Raw genomic sequence first — 17,178 nt, 5'->3', positions numbered from 1 at the left:
TGAAAATGCCGCATTCTCCGTCCGCAACCATAATTATTAGACGGAGACTACAGTGAACAAACCCTTGTCCCTGGCGGGATTGGGCGCGCTATTCGCGTCCTGCTTCATCGCCGCCAATGCATGCGCCCAGGCCGGCGCCACGCTCCCCACGTTCCAGAACGCGTCCGTGCACGACCCGTCGGTGCTGAAGGCCGGCGACACGTTCTACGTGTTCGGCTCGCACCTGGCATCGGCCAAGTCGAAGGACCTCATGAAGTGGACGCAGATGACGGACGGCGTCAGCGCCACCAATCCGCTGTTCCTGAACGGCTCGAAGAACGTCTACACGGAACTGGCCGAGACCTTCGCATGGGCGAACACGACGACCCTGTGGGCGCCGGACGTGCGCCAGCTCGCGGACGGCAAGTACTACATGTACTACGACGCCTGCCAGGGCGACGCGCCCCGGTCCGCGCTGGGCATCGCCGTCGCGAACAGTCCGGAAGGCCCGTACGTCAACAAGGGCGTGATCCTGAAGTCCGGTATGTGGGGCCAGCCGAGCTACGACGGCACCGTCTACGACGCGCTGAAGCACCCGAACACCGTCGACCCGAACGTCTTCTTCGACAACGCGGGCAAGCTGTGGATGGTCTACGGCTCGTACTCGGGCGGCATCTTCATCATGCAGATGAACCCCGCCACCGGCTTCCCGTATCCGAACCAGGGCTACGGCAAGCGCCTCACTGGGGGCAACCACTCCCGCATCGAAGGCGCGTACATCATGTACAGCCCGGCCACGTCGTACTACTACCTCTTTACCTCGTTCGGCGGCCTGGATGCGAACGGCGGCTACAACATGCGTGTCGCGCGCTCGACCAATCCGGATGGCCCGTACTATGACGCCCAGGGCAATGCGATGGCGAACGTGAAGTCGGATCCGTCGAAACCGCTGTTCGACGACGCGTCGATCGCGCCGTACGGCGTCAAGATGATGGGTAACTTCCTGTTCGAGCGCAAGCTGGGCGAGGCGGGCACCGGCATCGGCACGGGCTATGTCTCGGCGGGCCACAACTCGGCCTGGTACGACCCGGCGACCGGCAAGCACTTCCTCATCTTCCACACGCGCTTCCCGGAACGCGGCGAGCAGCACGAGGTGCGCGTGCACCAGATGTTCATGAACGCGGACGGCTGGCCCGTCGTGGCGCCGTACCGTTACGCGAACGAGACGGCGACGGCCGTGCGGCCGGAATTCGTGTTCGGCGACTACCTGTACGTCAACCACGGCAAGGACATCACGGCGACCATCAAGAAGTCGCAGCTGATCACGCTGAACGCCAACGGCAGCATCACCGGGGCAGTGTCCGGCACGTGGCGCAGGATGGGCACCAACCAGGTCGAGATCAACCTGCCGGGCGCATCGACGTACAAGGGCGTGCTGCTGACGCAGTGGGACGAGACGTCGCGGTCGTACGTGACGACGTTCACCGCGTCGTCGCGCGAAGGCATCGCCATCTTCGGCAGCCGCCTGATCCCGCGCACCGACATGCAGGTCGCGACCGCCATCTACAATGAGCTGAGCCTCGGCGCCACGACGGCCGTCACGGGCAACCTCACGCTGCCGACGAGCGCGGCCCGCAATGCCGTCATCCGCTGGACGTCGTCGAACCCGGCGGTGGTCAGCAACACGGGCGTCGTGACGACGCCGGCCACCGGCGCCGTGAACGTCACGCTGACCGCGCGCATCACGAAGGGCACGGCCACCCTGACGAAGACGTTCACGGTCACCGTGCGCAAGCTGGGCGGCCTGGTCGCGTACTACGCGTTCGACGGCAATCTCGCGGATTCGAACGGCGCCTTCGCGGCCGGCTCGGTCAGCGGCGGCAAGATCGACACGGCGGGCGGCAGCCTGACGTACGGCGCCGGCATGCGCGGCAACGCGGCCGTGTTCGACGGCGCGACCGGCGTGCGCCTGCCGAACGGCCTGATCTCGTCGAACACGTACACCGTCGCGATGTGGCTGAAACCCGCGCAACTGACGGCGTTCACGACGACGTTCTTCGGCGCGCGCACGACCGATTCGTGGGTCAGCTTCCTGCCGATGGGGCATGGCGGCGTGGGCGGCGCGTCGATGCTGTGGTCGGGCGCCGCCTGGTACGACGCGGGATTGGGCATGAACATCCCCGTGAACCAGTGGTCGCACGTGGCGTTCACCGTCAACAACGGCGCCGTCAACGTGTACGTGAACGGCGTCAAGCGCTTCTCCGGCACGAACTTCCCGAACGTGTTCACGACGACGACCGGCACCTTCGCGCTGGGCGTGAATTACTGGGACACCCCGTACAAGGGCGCGATCGACGAACTGCGCATCTATAACGCGGCCTTGAGCGATGCCGAAGTCGCCGGCATCGCACACTGAAAGGGATGAACATGAAGAAGACGATCATCGGCCTGCTGGCCACGATGGCCTGCGCGCTGGCGCATGCGACGGTCATCCATTTCGACGACCTGCCGGGCGACGAGTCGCTGCCCATCGATGCCGGCTACGCGGGCTTCAACTGGGACAACATGGGGACGATCCGTGCCGATGCGTACCCGGGCAGCGGCTTCGAGGCGGGCGTCGTGTCGCCGGCCAACGTGGCGTACAACTGGTTCGGCCAGCCCGCGACGATTTCGAAGGCGGACGGCAATGCGTGGGCGTTCACCGGCGCGTACTTCACGTCGGCCTGGATCGACCAGGAGATCTCGTTCGAAGGCTGGCGCAACGGCCAGCTGCTGGTCACGTCGGGCGCCTTCACGCTGGACACGACGGCGCCGCGCTGGGTCCAGCTGGACTGGGCCGGCATCGATACGCTCGTCATCTACAACAGCAGCCCGACGGCGTGGGCGATGGACGAGTTCACGGTGCCGGAGCCGGGGTCGTTGGCGTTGATGGGCACGTCGCTGTTCGCCTTGATGGCGGGCCGCAGGCGCAAGCGCGCCGTGTGAGGCGTGGCGGGCTCGGGGAGCCCACCCTACGGCCCACGAAGACGTAGGGTGGGCACCCTGTGCCCACCGAGCGCAATCGTCATCGATTACTCCAGGTTCTCGTGGTGCTCGGCGACGCCCTGTTTCCAGTACGCCGACACCCGCGTCGCCTCGCGCGGCACGCCTTGTTCGTTCAGCACCTGGCGCACCCGCGCCATCAATGACGCTTCGCCGCCGCCCCACGCGAACCCGCGGCCGGGCGGCAGCGCGAGCGCCTGCAGATCCGCGACGAGCGCCTCCGGCGTATCGAACCAGCGCAGGTCCACGTCCGCGGCACTCCTCAACACGCGCCGGTCGGCCGGCGCCGCGTGCACGAGCACGATCGCCCGGCTGCCGCCCGGCAGTTCTTCCAGCCGCCGCGCGATGGCGGGGAGGGCGGTCGCGTCGCCCGTCAACAGGTGCCAGTCGAGTTCCAACGGCACGATCATCGAACCTTTCGGCCCGCCAACGAGGGCGCGCTGCCCCACCACCGCGTTGCGAGCCCAATCGGACGCCTTGCCGTCGCCGTGCAGCGCGAACTCGATCGTGAGTTCCAGGGCTTCGCGGCTGAAGCGTCGTGGGGTATAGTCGCGCCTCACCTGTCCGCCGTCCGCATCCGCGTCCGGGAACATGAACTTGACGTGGTCGTCGAACGACAGGGACGTGAAATCGGCCAGCGCCGCGCCCGTGAAGGTGATGGCGGCGAAGGCGTCGCCCAGGCGTTCGATGCGCGCCACGGTCAGTTCGCGCAGCTTGAGCTCATGGCGGACGCGGCGGACGAGAAGGTGTTCAGCTTGCTGCATCGTTGCTCCAATTAGTTGATAATGTCACCTACCTGCCCATTATGCGAAATATAGTTGATGAAGTCAACCAAAATCCCCCGTCGCCCGCGCTCGAGGTGCTGGAACGCGTCCACGCGATCATGCACCTGTACCGTTCGGCCCAGCAGCGCAGCCTGCGTGCCGGGCCGCACGACCTGGCGCACATGGAGATCAAGGTACTGGGTTTCTTCGCGCGCCGGCCCGGTGCGACGCAGAGCGACCTCGCCGCGCATTCGGGACGCGACAAGGCCCAGCTGGCACGCCTGATCCGCGGCCTGCGCGACCGCGGGCTGCTCGACGCGGTCGCGGACGAGACGGACAAGCGCAGCACGCGGCTGTCGCTGTCGGAGGCGGGCAAGGCGATGTTCGCGGCGCTGCACCGCCATGACGGCGCGCTGGCCGAGACGGCGCTGGAGGGGATTGCGGAAGCGGACCGCGCGACCCTGCTCGACTTGCTGGAGCGGGTGCGCGCGAACCTGGAGGCGGGGCAGGCTTAAGGCAGGCTCAGGGCGGGGACTTCGGACAACAGCACTTCGCGCCGTTCCGCCGCGCTGATCCGGCCGGCGTCGAGCAGGCGCATGACGGTCAGCGCCTGATGGGCCGGCACGGGATTCGGCGCCTTGCCGAGCAGCGCGTCGCGGATGCCGGCGTAGTACGACGGATACGCGCCGTTTTCGGTCGGCACGGCGGACGACGCCACCTTGCCATCGTTCAGGACGGCCAGCACGCCGGTCTCGGCGTCCACGCCCCATGCGGCCGCATCGCCGCTCGGCCGGCGGCCCGCGATCAGGTCCGCTTCCTGCGGGTCGAGGCTCTGCTTGACCCAGCTCCCGTTCAATCCATGCAGCGCCACGCGTGGGCGCGCGACGGCGGCCAGCATGCTGGCGCCGAGGTCCACGCGCAGGCCGTCCGCATAGCGCAGACGCGCCTGGAACTGGTCTTCGCAGCGGCTGCCCGGACGGAGGATGGGCAGGTCCGCCTCGATCGCGAGCGGCTCGCCGAAGTACAGCAGGGCTTCGTCGATCAGGTGCGGACCCAGGTCCAGCCAGATCCCGCCGCCCGCATCGGCCTCTTCCTTCCAGCGTTCCTGCGGCTGCGGGCGGAAGCGGTCGAAGTGCATGGCCGCGTGGCGGACTTGTCCCAGGGTGCCGCCGGCGAGCAGGCGCAGCGCGGTGCGCGTCGTGCTGTCCCAGCGGCGGTTGTGGTAGACGCTCAGCAGCAGGCCCTTGTCTTCCGCAAGGCGCACGAGTTCCGCGGCCTGCGCGGCCGTATCCGTGAACGGCTTGTCGACGACGACGTGCTTGCCCGCCTCCAGCGCGGCCCGCGCCAGCGGATAGTGGGTCGCGTTCGGGCTGGCCAGCACGACGAGGGCGACGTCCGGATCGGCGAGCAGGGCGGCCGGCTCCGCATGGACGGCGACGCTGCCGAGGTCGGCGCGTACCTTGTCCGGATTGCGGCTGGAGACGGCGGCGATGGCGAGACCCGGGGTCGTGCGCAGCAGCGGCGCGTGGAAGACCTGGCCGGCGAAGCCATAGCCGATGAGTCCAACGTTGATCGTGTCAGCGGTCATTGTGTTCCTTGATGTTGTTGCGGTCAGTGCGGCAGCGCCAGCCCCGCCGGGCGGGTGGCCGTGCCGCGGCCGGTCTCGCGCTCGATGCGCAGCACGTCGAGCGGACGCGTGACGCGGTAGCGCGCCAGCGCGGCGGCGCCCACGGCGACGGCCTGGGCGCCGAAATGCGAGGTGCGGATGGCGGGCGGCGGCAGCATGGCGGCGTGCGCATAGGCGGCCAGCACGTGCCGCGCGGGTTCGATGAAGGCGTCGCCCAGCTGCAGCGCGGGGCCGCCGATGACGATCGCCATCGGATCGAAGCCGGCCCACAGGTTGTTCAGCAGGATGCCGAGCTGGCGGCCGGCCGCGTCCACGGCGGCGCACGTCGCCGGGTCGCCGTCGGCCACGCGCTGGAACAGCCGCTCGAGCGCGGGATGGCTGGGGCGTTCGCGGCCCAGCAGCGAACCGAGGCCGATCAGCGCGTCGGCGCAGCCGCGCCGGCCGCACTGGCACAGCGGGCCGCCCGCCTGCAGGATCGCGTGGCCCACCTCGCCGGCATAGCCGTGCAGGCCGGTCAGCAGGCGGTCGTTGACGATCACGCCGGCGCCCACGCCATACCCGATCGACAGGTAGATCAGCGGATCGGTGCCCGACTGGTCGGCGAATTCGAATTCGCCCAGCGCCGCCACGTTCGCCTCGTTCTGCATGTACAGCGGCAGCCCGTCCAGCGGCGAGCCGGCGACGTGCGTCCGCACGATGCCGGCCACGTCGATGTCGCGCCAGCCCAGGTGCGGCGCGTGGCGCAGCAGGCCCAGGGCCTCGTCGACGGCGCCGTGCAGGCCGATGCCGACGCCGAGCACGCGCCGCGGCTTGCCGTGGCCGGCAGGGCGGGCGAGCCGCTTCGCCAGTTTCACGAGCGCGAGCGCAACGAGGCGGATGCACGAGGCGGGATCGGCCGGGTCTTCGTACGTGAGGATGCGCGTGTCGAGCACTTCGCCCAGCAGGTTCGTCGCGACGACGCGGGCCTCGTCCACGCCCAGGTCGGCGCCCAGCAGGGCGAGCCGCGACGGGTCCAGGTGCAGGGGCGTGGCGCGCCGGCCCACTTCGCCCGTCACGAGCAGTTCGCTTTCCGTGAGCCAGCCTTCGTCGACCAGTTCGCGCACGAGCAGGCTGATCGTGGATTTCGTCAGGCCCAGCACATCGGCCAGCGCCGCGCGCGACAGTCCAGGCTGGATGCTGACCTGGCGAACCAGTGCCATGCGGTTCAGTTGCTTGAGGAGTTGCTGGTCACCGGTGACGGGCATGGGTGGGAAAAATCAAGTGGGTTGTGATGATTATGCAACAGATTGGAAAATTTTGTTGGTCATGCATTATGCATAATCATAACTCCCGCGCTGTCGGTTGGTGAAAAGTATAACGGGATGCGCTTTGTCGCGGTTCCGAACGAAGTAATTGATTTATTTATGAAATCGATTTCTTGAACAAAAACCGGACATGGCCATACGTACGTTACGTAATGCATCATTCTCACGAATAACCACCGCCCAAACTGGTGCGCGGGCGCCTCTCGACCGTGCAAACAGTTGGTTCGACCGATTGACCAATGGAAGTATTGTTCTTAATCTTAAACAAATGATGTCCGCTATCAGTGACCAAAGAGTCAATCCATGAAGCGGGTACGCCAGGAGTAGTACCACCACCACGGACGTCGCCGCCCGGCGGGCGCGGCGTTTTTTTCGAGAGACGAGAGGAGACACAGTGCTGCACACCAAGAGGGTCTTTACCCACCACCTGAACACCAGGCACCGCCTGATCAGCCTCGCCGTTGCGAGCGCCTGCGCCGCCCTGGTCGCACCGGCATTCGCACAGGACGCGAGCAATGGTGCTTCCAATGGCGTCGCATCGCCCAACGACCCGGCCGTCACCGCGCCGGTGCAGGGCGTCGCGACGAACACCGTCGTCGTGAAGGGTATCCGCGCCAGCATGCAGTCCACGCTGAACCTGAAGCGTAACTCCGATGGTATCGTCGACGGCATTGTCGCCGACGACATCGGCAAATTCCCCGACACCAACCTGGCCGAATCGCTGCAGCGCATTTCCGGCGTGTCCATCGACCGTTCGCGCGGCGAGGGTGCCAACGTCACCGTGCGCGGCGTTGGCCCCGACCTGAACGTCGTGCTGCTGAACGGCCGCCAGATGCCGACCGCCAGCCTGGCCGACCAGGCCGGCCGCGCATTCGACTTTTCGAACCTCGCTTCGGAAGCCGTGTCGCAGATCCAGGTGTACAAGAGCGCGCGCGCCGACACGCCCCCGGGCGGCATCGGCGCCACGCTGAACATCATGACCGGTCGTCCGCTCGACCTGGGCAGCCAGGCCAGCATCGGCGTCAAGGGTGTGTACGACAAGTCGAACAACAACCTGCCGGGTATCGACGCCGGCAAGAAGATCACGCCGGAAGTCTCGGGCCTGTACAGCACCACGTGGAACGACGGCATGTTCGGCCTCGCCGTCACCGGCAGCTACCAGTCGCGCAACCTGGGCGTGAACCAGGCGGCCATCACCAACGGCTGGCTCGGCCCGTACAAGGGCAACACCGTCAGCGACGACCCGGGTCCGATCCCCGCGAACGGCGCCGGCGTGACGAATCCGCCGAAGGCGTCCGACATCTACCTGACGCCGCAGAACCTGTCGTACTTCGTGCGCGGCTCGCAGCGCCAGCGTACCAACGGCCAGCTGACGTTCCAGTTCCGCCCGGTCAAGGAACTGACGACCACGCTGGACTACACGTACGCGCAGAACAAGATCCAGACCAAGTACCACGAACTGTCGGTCTGGTTCAATCACCCGCTGAACGCCCAGACCAGCAGCTGGACCAACGGTCCGCTCGCGTCGCCGATCTATTATGAAGAGCAGGTGAAGAACCAGGATCTGGCGATGAACGGCGGTAACTTCGCCACCAAGTCGACCCTGGACTCGATCGGCTTCAACACGCAGTGGCGCGCCTCGCCGGCCCTGCGCCTGTCGCTGGACATGCACCACTCGCAGGCCAAGGCCGAGAAGGACAGCCCGTTCGGTTCGAACAACGACCTCGCGACCGTCACCTTCAGCCGCAACACGACCGGCGTCGACTTCACGCAGGAGATGCCGATCCTCGTCATCCCGGGCGGCGCCAACTACCAGGCCTCGCCGAACCAGGTGTCCGGTTCGTGGTTCCAGGACGGCCTGAACAAGATGAAGATCGACCAGATCCAGGCCGGCGGCAGCCTGAAGCTGTTCGAATCGTCGAACCTGAACTTCGGCCTGTCGCACACGAAGGTCAACAACCATTCCGTGTTCCAGCAGGTGCAGCGCGACACGTGGGCGGGCGGCACGTCGAACAACGCGGGCGTCGACTATGACCAGAGCCTGTGGCATGCCGACACCATCAGCCAGTACTTCAGCAAGCTGGGTGGCTCGGGCGATCCGCGCCTGTACAACCAGTTCATGCTGTTCGACTTCGCCAAGGTGCGCGACAACGCGATCAAGGTCACGGGCGACCAGGCCGGCTACACCCCGAGCCTCGCGAACCCGAGTTTCGACCGCACGACGATCGAGAAGACCAAGGCGTTGTACATGCAGTTCAACACCGACTGGGATACCGCGCTGCCGATGCACACCGGTATCGGCTTCCGCTACGAGAAGACCGACGTCGCGTCGACCGGTCTCGCCAAGCTGCCGGTCGGCGTGCGCTGGATCTCGCAGAACGAACTGCCGGTGGACTTCGGCAACCAGGTCTTCCAGACGCAGCATGGCAAGTACAGCAACTTCCTGCCGACCGTGGACTGGGACATGGACGTGCGTTCCGACCTGAAGGTGCGCGCGAGCTACGGCGTGTCGATCGGCCGTCCGCGCTACGACCAGATCCAGGGCGGTACCACGTACAGCTCGACGGCGGGCGTGACGGGCGTGACGGGCAGCAGCGGCAACCCGGCGCTGACGCCGGTGAAGTCGAAGAACCTGGACCTGTCGACCGAGTGGTACTACACGAAGCAGAGCATGGTGTCGCTGGGCCTGTTCCACAAGGACCTGTCCGACTACGCGGGCCAGACCGTCGTCACGTCGCCGTCGCCGACGGCGCTGACGCCGGTGGGCGGCGCCTACTGGAAGGCTGCGATCGCGTCGGGCTGCGTGGCGACCGACACGAACTGCATGCGCGACTACATCCTGAAGAACTTCAACGGCCAGCCGGGCGTGACGTCGAAGGGCATCAACGGGGAAGGGCACTACACCGGCACGATCACGGGCGTGCCGGGCGACCCGGCGCTGCCGTACCAGATCACAACGTACATCAACCAGAAGAAGGCCTCGCTGAAGGGTGCGGAAGTCAACTGGCAGCACATGTTCAGCAACGGCCTCGGCTTCCAGGCGAACTACACGTACGTGAAGTCGGACCTCAAGTACGACAACCTGGGCACGGGTAACCAGTTCGCGCTGGTCGGCCTGTCGAACTCGGCCAACCTGGTCGGTATCTACGAGGACGACAAGTGGTCGGTGCGCCTGGCCTACAACTGGCGCGGCGAGTTCCTGGCGAACGTGGCCGACAATGGCAAGCCGAACCCGCAGTACGTCGAGCCGTACGGCCAGACCGACCTGTCGATCGGCTACAACGTCAACAAGAACCTGTCCGTGTCGCTCGAGGCGATCAACCTGACCGACTCGACCCAGCGCACGCACGGCCGCAGCGACCAGCAGGTGCTGCAGGTCACGACCGGCGGCCCGCGCTACATGCTGGGCGCGCGCTACAAGTTCTGATGAGTTGCTGACGCGGCGCTTCCGCGTCGCGTGGGATGCCGGGCTACCCTGCGGGGTGGCCCGTTTCGTTTTTGGCTTTGTCGGCTTTGAAGTAGCTCAACCCCCTGACCTGTGGGCTGTGCGATGTGTCGCGAAAATTTTCCTGCGTGACATTTGGTGAGCCTTCGGAATTGCTGCGCTGCTAACATTCGCCCCGGCATTTCGATCTAATCACTCAGGAGGGGCGATGAGCCAGCCATTGATCGTTCTCGGCGATAAGACCAGCCATGGCGGCACAGTCATCACGTGCTCACCCACTTGCGACACGATGGGGAAGGGGTGGGCGCGCGTCGGCGACATGGTGTCGTGTCCGCGTTGCAAAGGGGTGTTCCCGATCAGTCAGGGCGACCCGAGCCTGATCGATGACGGCCATGCCGTTGCCTATCACGGCTGCAAGGTTGCCTGCGGCGCCACGTTGATATCCAGTCAGATGATGACGCTGACCGAGCCGTCGGGTGGGGCCGGGCAGGGGGCTGCCGAGTCCGCAGCCGGCGGCGCGCTTCCAAAAGGCTTTGGGAGTGTCGGTGAGACCAAGGCTGCTGGCTATCAGGATGAAGCGGTGGGTAAAGAGGAGCACCGGTTTCGCGGCCGTTTCCAGGTCGTGGATCGCTCTACTGTCAACGGCGATTGAAAACTGATACAGATTTCGTCATGCCAGCGATTTAAAACTGATACACCGCCGTCGCCGAACACCGTCCGTGTTCAGCCCAGTTCTGCAACGTCGTTCCCCCTCATCATTCCGGCCTGTCGCTGGTGTTTCAAGCGATAGCTTTCCCCTGCAATCGGCACGATATGCGCATGGTGCAGCAACCGGTCGAGCAGGGCCGCAGTCAGCGTCGTGTCCTGCGCGAAGGTCGTGTCCCATTGCCCGAACGGCAGGTTGCTGGTCACGACCAGGCTGCTGCGCTCGTACATGGCCGCGATCACCTGGAAGAACAAATTGGCCTGTTCCCGGTTCATCGGCAAGTAGCCGATCTCGTCGATGATCAGGAGCCGATATGCCTTGATCGCGCGGTGCATCACCGCCTTCAGATTGTTCTGCGTGTGCGCCGTCGTCAACGCCAGCAACAGGTCGGCTGCCGTCGTGAAGCGCGTCTTGATGCCGGCCTGCGTGGCCTTGTAACCGAGGGCCATTGCCAAGTGCGTCTTGCCCACGCCGCTGGGGCCGACCAGTACCACGTTTTCATGCCGTTCGACGAAGCCCAGGCCGGCCAACTCCTCGACCTGGCTGCGTTTGACGCCCTTGGCAAAGTCGTAGTTGAACTCATCCAGCGTCTTCACTGCCGGGAATCCGGCCAGCCGGGTCAGCGTGCTTTGCTTGCGCACATTGCGTCCAGCTACTTCCTCCCTCAGCAAGCCTTCCAGGAAGTCGCTGTAGGCCGTTCCCTGCTTGGCTGCCTTCTGGGTTGCGGCGCTGTAGCCCTGCGCCACGAACGGCAGGTTCAGGCTCTCGCACAGCGCCGCGATCCGCTCATGCTGCAGATTCATGCCACCACTCCTTCCGATACCCGCATCAGCAGCGCGTCGTAGACCTGCAGCGGATGCTGTACCGGAGAAGGTTGCGCGATCCGCTCCACCACTGCCGCCGGCCGTGGTGCCGCAGGCGCCGTTACTGCCGGTTGCGGCCGGGCTGCCGCAATGTCTGCCCGCCACGGTGCTGGCAGTGGCTGCAGGTGCTCCGACTCCCGCTTCAACGCCGCGGCTGGCGGCTCCCCGGTGGTGCCGTGGATGCGTGCATTGGCCACTTCTTGCAACCAGTGAGCCACTTCCACGTTGGCCGTTACGACATCAAGCTTCTGGCCGCTCTGCGCCAGCCGGCTCACCAGCGGCACGTAGAACGAACGGCGCAGATAACCGTTGAAGCGTTCGACCTTGCCCTTGGTCTTGGCACGGTACGGCTGGCACAGCTTGATCACAAAGCCGCTATGCCTGGCATAGTCCAGGAAGCCGGCATGGAAGCGGTGCTCGCCTTCGCCGTAAGCGTCGCGCTCCAGTACCACCGTCTTCATGTTGTCGTACAGGACCCGCCGCGTCACGCCACCGAAGGCAGCGAAAGCGCGCTCGTGGCAAGCGATCAGGGTTTCCACCTTCATGTTGCTGACGAACTCCACATAGCTGGCCCGGCTAAAGCCGAGCGTGGCGCAAAATGCATACAGCGGCGCGCTGCCCTTGCGGAACTCGACCCAGTCCACCTGCAGCTGCTCGCCCATCGCCGTCTCGAAACGCACCACCGGATCTACCGGCGGCGTCGGGCGCAGCGTGCGCATGAAGGCGCGCAGCTGGCTCATGCCGCCTTCGTAGCCGCGCGCTGCGATCTCACGGTACAGCACCGTGGCTGGAATCGTATCGGGCTGGGCGGCCTGCTGCCGATCCCTCAGATACCGCTCGAATTGCGCCAGCTTCGTCTGGCGCTTGACCTTGCGCTCGTACTTCGGCACGGCCTCCAGAGCCAGATGCCGGCGCACCGTGTTCACTGCGCAGCCGACTTCAGCGGCAATCTGCCGAAGGCTCAACCCATGCTTCTTCAGTAGCTTGACTTCCACGTACACCTCTTTGGGTTTCAAGGCCGCTCCGCAAAGCGGCCATCTTCTCAAATCGGTGTATCAGTTTTCAATCGCTGCCTGTATCAGTTTACAACCGCTGCTGACACGGGAGGCTGGGGCATGTCCCGGCGGGCGCGCCCAGGGCGCTTCATACCCATGAAATCGCGGAGCTGGTGACGACCTTCGCCCAGGCCTGCGCCCACGCGCGCGACGCCGGCTTCGATGGCGTCGAACTCCATGGTGCGAACGGGTACCTGTTCGATCAATTCATGAACTCGGTACTGAATACCCGTACGGATCGCTATGGTGGCGCAAGCGTGGCCAACCGTACCCGTTTCCTGATGGAAGTCGTCGACGCGGCGGTACGGGAACTTGGCCCCGGACGCGTCGGCGTTCGCCTTTCCCCGTTCGGAACATTCAACGCCATGCCGACGGACCCGCTTGCGGTGGAAACCCTGGTCTATGTTGCCGAGCAACTGGGGCGACGCGGCGTCGCCTATCTGCATCTCGTGTACGAGCTGATGCCCGAAGGGAATATGGAAACCGCCGAGTTCCAGGCCAGCCACATCGATCACGCCCTGCTTGCAGAAGTGCGAACGAAGTTCAGGGGTGCGATTATCTGGTGTGGCGGCTTCGACGGCCGCGCCAGTGCGCAACGTGCTCTCGACACCGGCCTCGTCGACCTGATCGCCTTCGGTCGGCCTTATATCGCGAACCCTGACCTGGCCGAACGGCTGCGACACGGCTGGCCATTGGCTGAAGCGGCCCCCTCGTCCTATTACACGCGCCGTGGCGAAGCCGGATATACGGACTTCCCGGTCTACGCGACGCCCGACGACGACGCTCGCGCGGCCTGACGGGCGCGCGGCCCGCGGGCCGGAAACTGCGAAATAAAAAAGGAGCGGCCGGAGACACGGCCGCTCCATGAATACCGGACCGCCAGCAAAACGGCCCGGGGAGACGCAACTAAGTGATCAGAACGAGGTACGCAGGGACATGGTGTAGCTGCGGCCCGGCTTGTTCTCGTCGAAGATCGCGTTGGAGAACGCCGTGTAGTTCTGGCTCTTCGCGTTGTTCAGGTTCCAGACGCTGAGCGTCAGGTCCGCGTTGTAGCCGAAGCCGAACACCTTCTGCAGGTTGATGCCGGCCGACATGTCGACCTGCGAGCGCCCCGTCGAATACGCATACACGCCATTGCCCAGCCCCGTGTTCGTGTTGCTGATCAGGCTAGCCTGGTACTGGCGCGATACGCGCAGGTTCAGGCCGTCCTTCTCGTAGTACACGGTCAGGTTGTTGGTGCGCGGCGGGACGCCGGCCACCGGCGGTGCGCCCGCGGCTTCATCCTTCTGCTTCGTGTACGTGAAGTTGCCCGTGAAGCCGAAGCCTTTCACCGGCAGCATGTCCAGCGGCTGCTGCCACGTGAATTCCAGGCCGCGCACCTTCAGCTTGGAGTCGATCATGTACGGCTCGGTGATGATCACGTGCTTCTTGTCGCGACCGCCGGCGGCGTCCACGGCCGCCTGCTGCGCGTCCGTCAGGCCCACCGTGCCGTAGATCTTGTCCAGGTCGGACAACGTGTAGTCGATCTGGCGCTGGCCCGGGCGGCTCACGATGTCCTTGGCGAAGCCGGACAGCGCGACATAGCCTTCGCGGCTGAAATACCATTCCAGGCCCGCGTCCAGGTTGTTGGCCTTGAACGGCTTCAGGTTCGGGTTCGTCACGTTACCCTGGTTCACGCCCTGGTCGCCGATCGAGAGCTGGGTCTGGTGCAGGTCGGCCGGATTGGCGCGGGTGAGCGACTTGGAGCCGGACAGGCGCGCGATCACGTTCTTCGTCAGGTTGTACGACAGGTTAAACGACGGCAGGATGTTGTGGTACTTGGTCGATTCGTACACCCAGGTCTGCATGTCCGGGTAGCGGCCGCCCTGTTGCAGGCCCTGCGCGGCGTTGCGCGGGTCGGGCGTGTTGACCGGGGCGCCGATCGTCTGCTCCGTCGTCGCGTAGCGCACGCCGGCGTTGTAGCGCAGCGTGTGGCCGAACACGGGGAAGCGGCCATTGGTCGAGACGTAGAATGCCGACACCTTCTCGCGCAGGTAGCCGCCGTTGGTCGTCGGCGCGGCGAAGAACAGGTTACGGTAGTGCTGGTAGTTGGTGTCCTGGGCAAACTTGTCCCAGTCGATCGTGATGAAGCCGTGATCGCTCTTGTGGACGTACTTCGCCAGGTCGCCGTTCGTGACCGCGGAGCCCAGATAGGTCAGCGGCGCCGTCTGGCCCTGCGTGTAGCCTGTGCCGTAGCCGGGATAGGTGCCGGCGGGGATCGGACCCGGCGCGAAGCGGCCGTCGCACTGGCCTTGCAGCGCCCGGTCCGGCTGGATGAACTGGTAGCTGGTCTGGTTGCCGCAGGTGTAGTTCATCCACGCGTCGGCGTTGCCGTAGTCCGTGTAGCGGCGCGTGATGTCGTCGAACGAGCCGCCCACCTTGATCGCGAACGTGTCGTCGCCCCAGTTCAGGTTCAGGCGCGAGCCCTTGGTCGTGTTGCGGCGCTGGTAGATGTCGCCGCGCAGGCCGGAGAGGCCCTGGCCCGGCTGGTACCAGCCGAACTTGGTCGGGTCGTTGATGTCGATGTTGCTCGACATGACCGGAATCTGTCCGGGCGTCGAGTTGTCGTACTTGACGACGGTCGGCGCCGACTGCGTCGCCACCAGCACGGTCGGCATGTCGCGGTAGAACTCGCTGTCCGTGTAGTTGACGTGGCCGTCGATGGTCAGGCGGTCGGACGCGTGCCACTCGAAGCCCGGATTGATGCTGCGGAAGTGCGTGTTTTCCTTCATCGGGCGGAACTCCAGGCCCCAGAAGGTATTCGCCAGCGTGCCGCCCGTGATCGTGCAATAGGCCGAGCAGTCGGTGCGGTCGAACGTCAGGCCGATCGGGATCGGGGTATTGGCGCGCATGCCGGCGGCCATGTCTTCCTGCTGCATCTTGTTGCCCTTCTGGGCGAAGATCAGGTCCGTGTAGACCATCCAGTCCTCGTTCGGCTGCCACTGGAAGCTCAGCGTCTCGCCGCGGCGGCGGCGCTCGCCGTCATACACCAGGTAGCGCGGCAGGCGGCCCATCAGGCCGTTGTCGATCTGCTGGATCGTCGCGCCCGGGTTCAGCGCCAGCAGCATCGCGCGGTCGATCGGCGCGCCCGGCTTCAGCACGGCCTGCGCGTACGCCGGCAGGGACGACAGGTCCATGCCGCTGGGGACGGTGGTCGGGCTGTTGAAGTAGTCGCCGCCGATCGAGGCCGGGTCGGAGGCGTTGCGCTGGTCCGCATTCAGGCGGAACGTGCGCATGTCGACGGTCTGGAACACGTCGGTGTGGTATTTCGTGTTACCCCAGGCGAAGCCGAACAGCGCGCCGACCTTGCCGAAGCGCGTGTTCCACGTGTTGCTGACGAGGGCCGACCCCGTGTTGCCCCACTTGCCGTCCTTGTCGCGGTAGTTGCCGCTGGCCGTGAACGCCGAACGGAAGCCGTTCTTGTCGAACGGGCGCACGCTGCGCATGTTGACGGTACCGGCCACGCCGCCTTCGCTGATGTCGGCCTGCTGGCTCTTGTACACGGTCGCGCTGCGGAACAGTTCGGACGGCAGGAAGTCCATGTCCACTTCGCGGTTGGCGCTGATGTTGCCGCCCCAGCTGCCGGCCGAAGCGGACGCCATCGGGGCGCCGTTCAGCAGCACGCGGGTGAACGCCGGCCCCATGCCGCGGATCGAGATGTTCATGCCTTCGCCGTCGATCGACGCGCGGGTCACGGTGACGCCCGGCACGCGCGACAGCGCGTCGGCGATGTTCGGGTCGGGGAATTTGCCCATGTCCTCGGAGAACACGGTGTCGGTGAGGCCGTTGTTCTCGCGCTTCTCCAGCGCGGACAATGCCAGCGAGCTGCGGTAGCCCGTCACGGTAACGGTCGGGGCGCTGCCCTGCGCCTTCAGTTCGGTGTTGTCCTGCGCCCAGGCGCTGGACACGAGGCCGGCCAGGACGGTCAGTGCAAACGCGTTGCGGCAATACGGTGTCTTGCGCCGGGCGGCGCTGTTCCAGTGGTGCATCATTTGTCTCCTCTCTCTTCTTCTCTGGTGGCCTTGAGGCCTTTTTGGTCTTGCGGTGAGATGGTCGGTGCAGCGTTCATTTTCCGGTAACGGTTCTCCTTGTTCGGTATTTTTTGCGCTCGCCCTAACACAAAATGTTAAACGCTAACATTTTTGGCCACGGTACGAACTGCGCCGGACTATCGATGAAAACACCCTATAAAGGTTGTTATTCAAGTACGACGTCTGACATGTAGGTACCATACTTGAGTAAATATCATCGAACCAATAAATTTTTTCTCGTCATCGATACTCGAATTCATATCGCTCGCCTCATAGACGGGGACGCTCCCTCTGAGATTTGCTATCCGCTACCACAAATTGCG

12 protein-coding genes are annotated in these 17,178 nt (G+C 65.2%); 6 read left to right on the top strand and 6 right to left on the bottom strand.

Going from position 1 to position 17,178, the window contains the following annotated elements:
* The first annotated feature begins 52 nt into the window (after positions 1-52).
* Together ACL58G_RS23925 and ACL58G_RS23920 are read left to right on the top strand one after the other, a co-directional pair.
* Entirely contained in the window at positions 53-2,395 is a 2,343-nt protein-coding gene (locus tag ACL58G_RS23925; protein ID WP_440963401.1) for a family 43 glycosylhydrolase, read from the top strand.
* Between the two features lie 11 nt (positions 2,396-2,406).
* The gene (locus ACL58G_RS23920) at positions 2,407-2,964 is read left to right on the top strand and encodes a PEP-CTERM sorting domain-containing protein (RefSeq protein WP_440963400.1); all 558 of its coding nucleotides are present in this window, start codon (positions 2,407-2,409) and stop codon (positions 2,962-2,964) included.
* Between the two features lie 86 nt (positions 2,965-3,050).
* On the opposite strand, the gene ACL58G_RS23915 is transcribed toward ACL58G_RS23920, so the two are convergent.
* A complete protein-coding gene (locus ACL58G_RS23915) occupies positions 3,051-3,785 on the bottom strand; it encodes a siderophore-interacting protein (RefSeq protein ID WP_440963399.1) in 735 nt (244 codons plus the stop codon).
* 95 nt (positions 3,786-3,880) lie between these two features.
* Between ACL58G_RS23915 and ACL58G_RS23910 the strand changes: the two genes are divergently transcribed.
* Positions 3,881-4,300 (top strand): MarR family winged helix-turn-helix transcriptional regulator, encoded by a 420-nt coding sequence (locus ACL58G_RS23910; RefSeq protein ID WP_413388084.1) that lies wholly within the window; start codon positions 3,881-3,883, stop codon positions 4,298-4,300.
* Here the strand turns inward: ACL58G_RS23910 and ACL58G_RS23905 are convergent.
* Together ACL58G_RS23905 and ACL58G_RS23900 are read right to left on the bottom strand one after the other, a co-directional pair.
* Complete coding sequence (locus tag ACL58G_RS23905) at positions 4,297-5,373, bottom strand: oxidoreductase (protein WP_440963398.1); 1,077 nt, start codon at positions 5,371-5,373, stop codon at positions 4,297-4,299. The genes ACL58G_RS23910 and ACL58G_RS23905 overlap by 4 nt on opposite strands.
* Positions 5,374-5,396: 23 nt before the next feature.
* Positions 5,397-6,656, bottom strand: a complete 1,260-nt coding sequence (locus tag ACL58G_RS23900) for an ROK family protein (RefSeq protein WP_440963397.1) — start codon at positions 6,654-6,656, stop codon at positions 5,397-5,399.
* Positions 6,657-7,110: 454 nt separating this feature from the next.
* On the opposite strand from ACL58G_RS23900, the gene ACL58G_RS23895 reads away from it, so the two are divergent.
* Both ACL58G_RS23895 and ACL58G_RS23890 read left to right on the top strand, forming a co-directional pair.
* Positions 7,111-10,143 carry a TonB-dependent receptor gene (locus tag ACL58G_RS23895; RefSeq protein WP_440963396.1) on the top strand — a complete coding sequence of 1,011 codons (3,033 nt, stop codon included), beginning with the start codon at positions 7,111-7,113 and terminating at the stop codon, positions 10,141-10,143.
* A 226-nt stretch (positions 10,144-10,369) separates the two neighbouring features.
* The gene (locus ACL58G_RS23890) at positions 10,370-10,813 is read left to right on the top strand and encodes a PAAR domain-containing protein (RefSeq protein WP_440963395.1); all 444 of its coding nucleotides are present in this window, start codon (positions 10,370-10,372) and stop codon (positions 10,811-10,813) included.
* Positions 10,814-10,884: 71 nt separating this feature from the next.
* Here the strand turns inward: ACL58G_RS23890 and istB are convergent, their stop codons facing one another.
* Positions 10,885-11,670, bottom strand: a complete 786-nt coding sequence (gene istB / locus ACL58G_RS23885; RefSeq protein ID WP_413382469.1) for an IS21-like element helper ATPase IstB — start codon at positions 11,668-11,670, stop codon at positions 10,885-10,887.
* Positions 11,667-12,746, bottom strand: a complete 1,080-nt coding sequence (gene istA / locus ACL58G_RS23880; RefSeq protein WP_440962794.1) for an IS21 family transposase — start codon at positions 12,744-12,746, stop codon at positions 11,667-11,669. Before istA ends, istB begins: the two co-directional genes overlap by 4 nt.
* A gap of 92 nt (positions 12,747-12,838) precedes the next feature.
* Between istA and ACL58G_RS23875 the strand changes: the two genes are divergently transcribed.
* Entirely contained in the window at positions 12,839-13,582 is a 744-nt protein-coding gene (locus ACL58G_RS23875) for an oxidoreductase (protein ID WP_440968101.1), read from the top strand.
* A gap of 117 nt (positions 13,583-13,699) precedes the next feature.
* Here the strand turns inward: ACL58G_RS23875 and ACL58G_RS23870 are convergent, their stop codons facing one another.
* Positions 13,700-16,816: a TonB-dependent receptor gene (locus tag ACL58G_RS23870; RefSeq protein ID WP_440963394.1), complete on the bottom strand. Its 3,117-nt coding sequence runs from the start codon at positions 16,814-16,816 to the stop codon at positions 13,700-13,702.
* Positions 16,817-17,178 lie beyond the last annotated feature (362 nt).

Origin of the sequence: Massilia sp. GER05 (assembly GCF_052056005.1) — a bacterium.
In the GTDB taxonomy this organism is placed as follows: Bacteria; Pseudomonadota; Gammaproteobacteria; order Burkholderiales; family Burkholderiaceae_D; genus Telluria; species Telluria orientalis.
The sequence above is the reverse complement of the archived record's forward strand: the minus strand, read 5'-3'. Positions and strand labels throughout refer to the sequence as shown.

Coding starts and splice junctions, on each gene's coding strand:
- ACL58G_RS23890 (WP_440963395.1), top strand. CDS start 10,370: ATGAGCCAGCCATTGATCGTTCTCGGCGATAAGACCAGCCATGGCGGC.
- ACL58G_RS23905 (WP_440963398.1), bottom strand. CDS start 5,373: ATGACCGCTGACACGATCAACGTTGGACTCATCGGCTATGGCTTCGCC.
- ACL58G_RS23915 (WP_440963399.1), bottom strand. CDS start 3,785: ATGCAGCAAGCTGAACACCTTCTCGTCCGCCGCGTCCGCCATGAGCTC.
- ACL58G_RS23870 (WP_440963394.1), bottom strand. CDS start 16,816: ATGATGCACCACTGGAACAGCGCCGCCCGGCGCAAGACACCGTATTGC.
- istB (WP_413382469.1), bottom strand. CDS start 11,670: ATGAATCTGCAGCATGAGCGGATCGCGGCGCTGTGCGAGAGCCTGAAC.
- ACL58G_RS23900 (WP_440963397.1), bottom strand. CDS start 6,656: ATGCCCGTCACCGGTGACCAGCAACTCCTCAAGCAACTGAACCGCATG.
- ACL58G_RS23920 (WP_440963400.1), top strand. CDS start 2,407: ATGAAGAAGACGATCATCGGCCTGCTGGCCACGATGGCCTGCGCGCTG.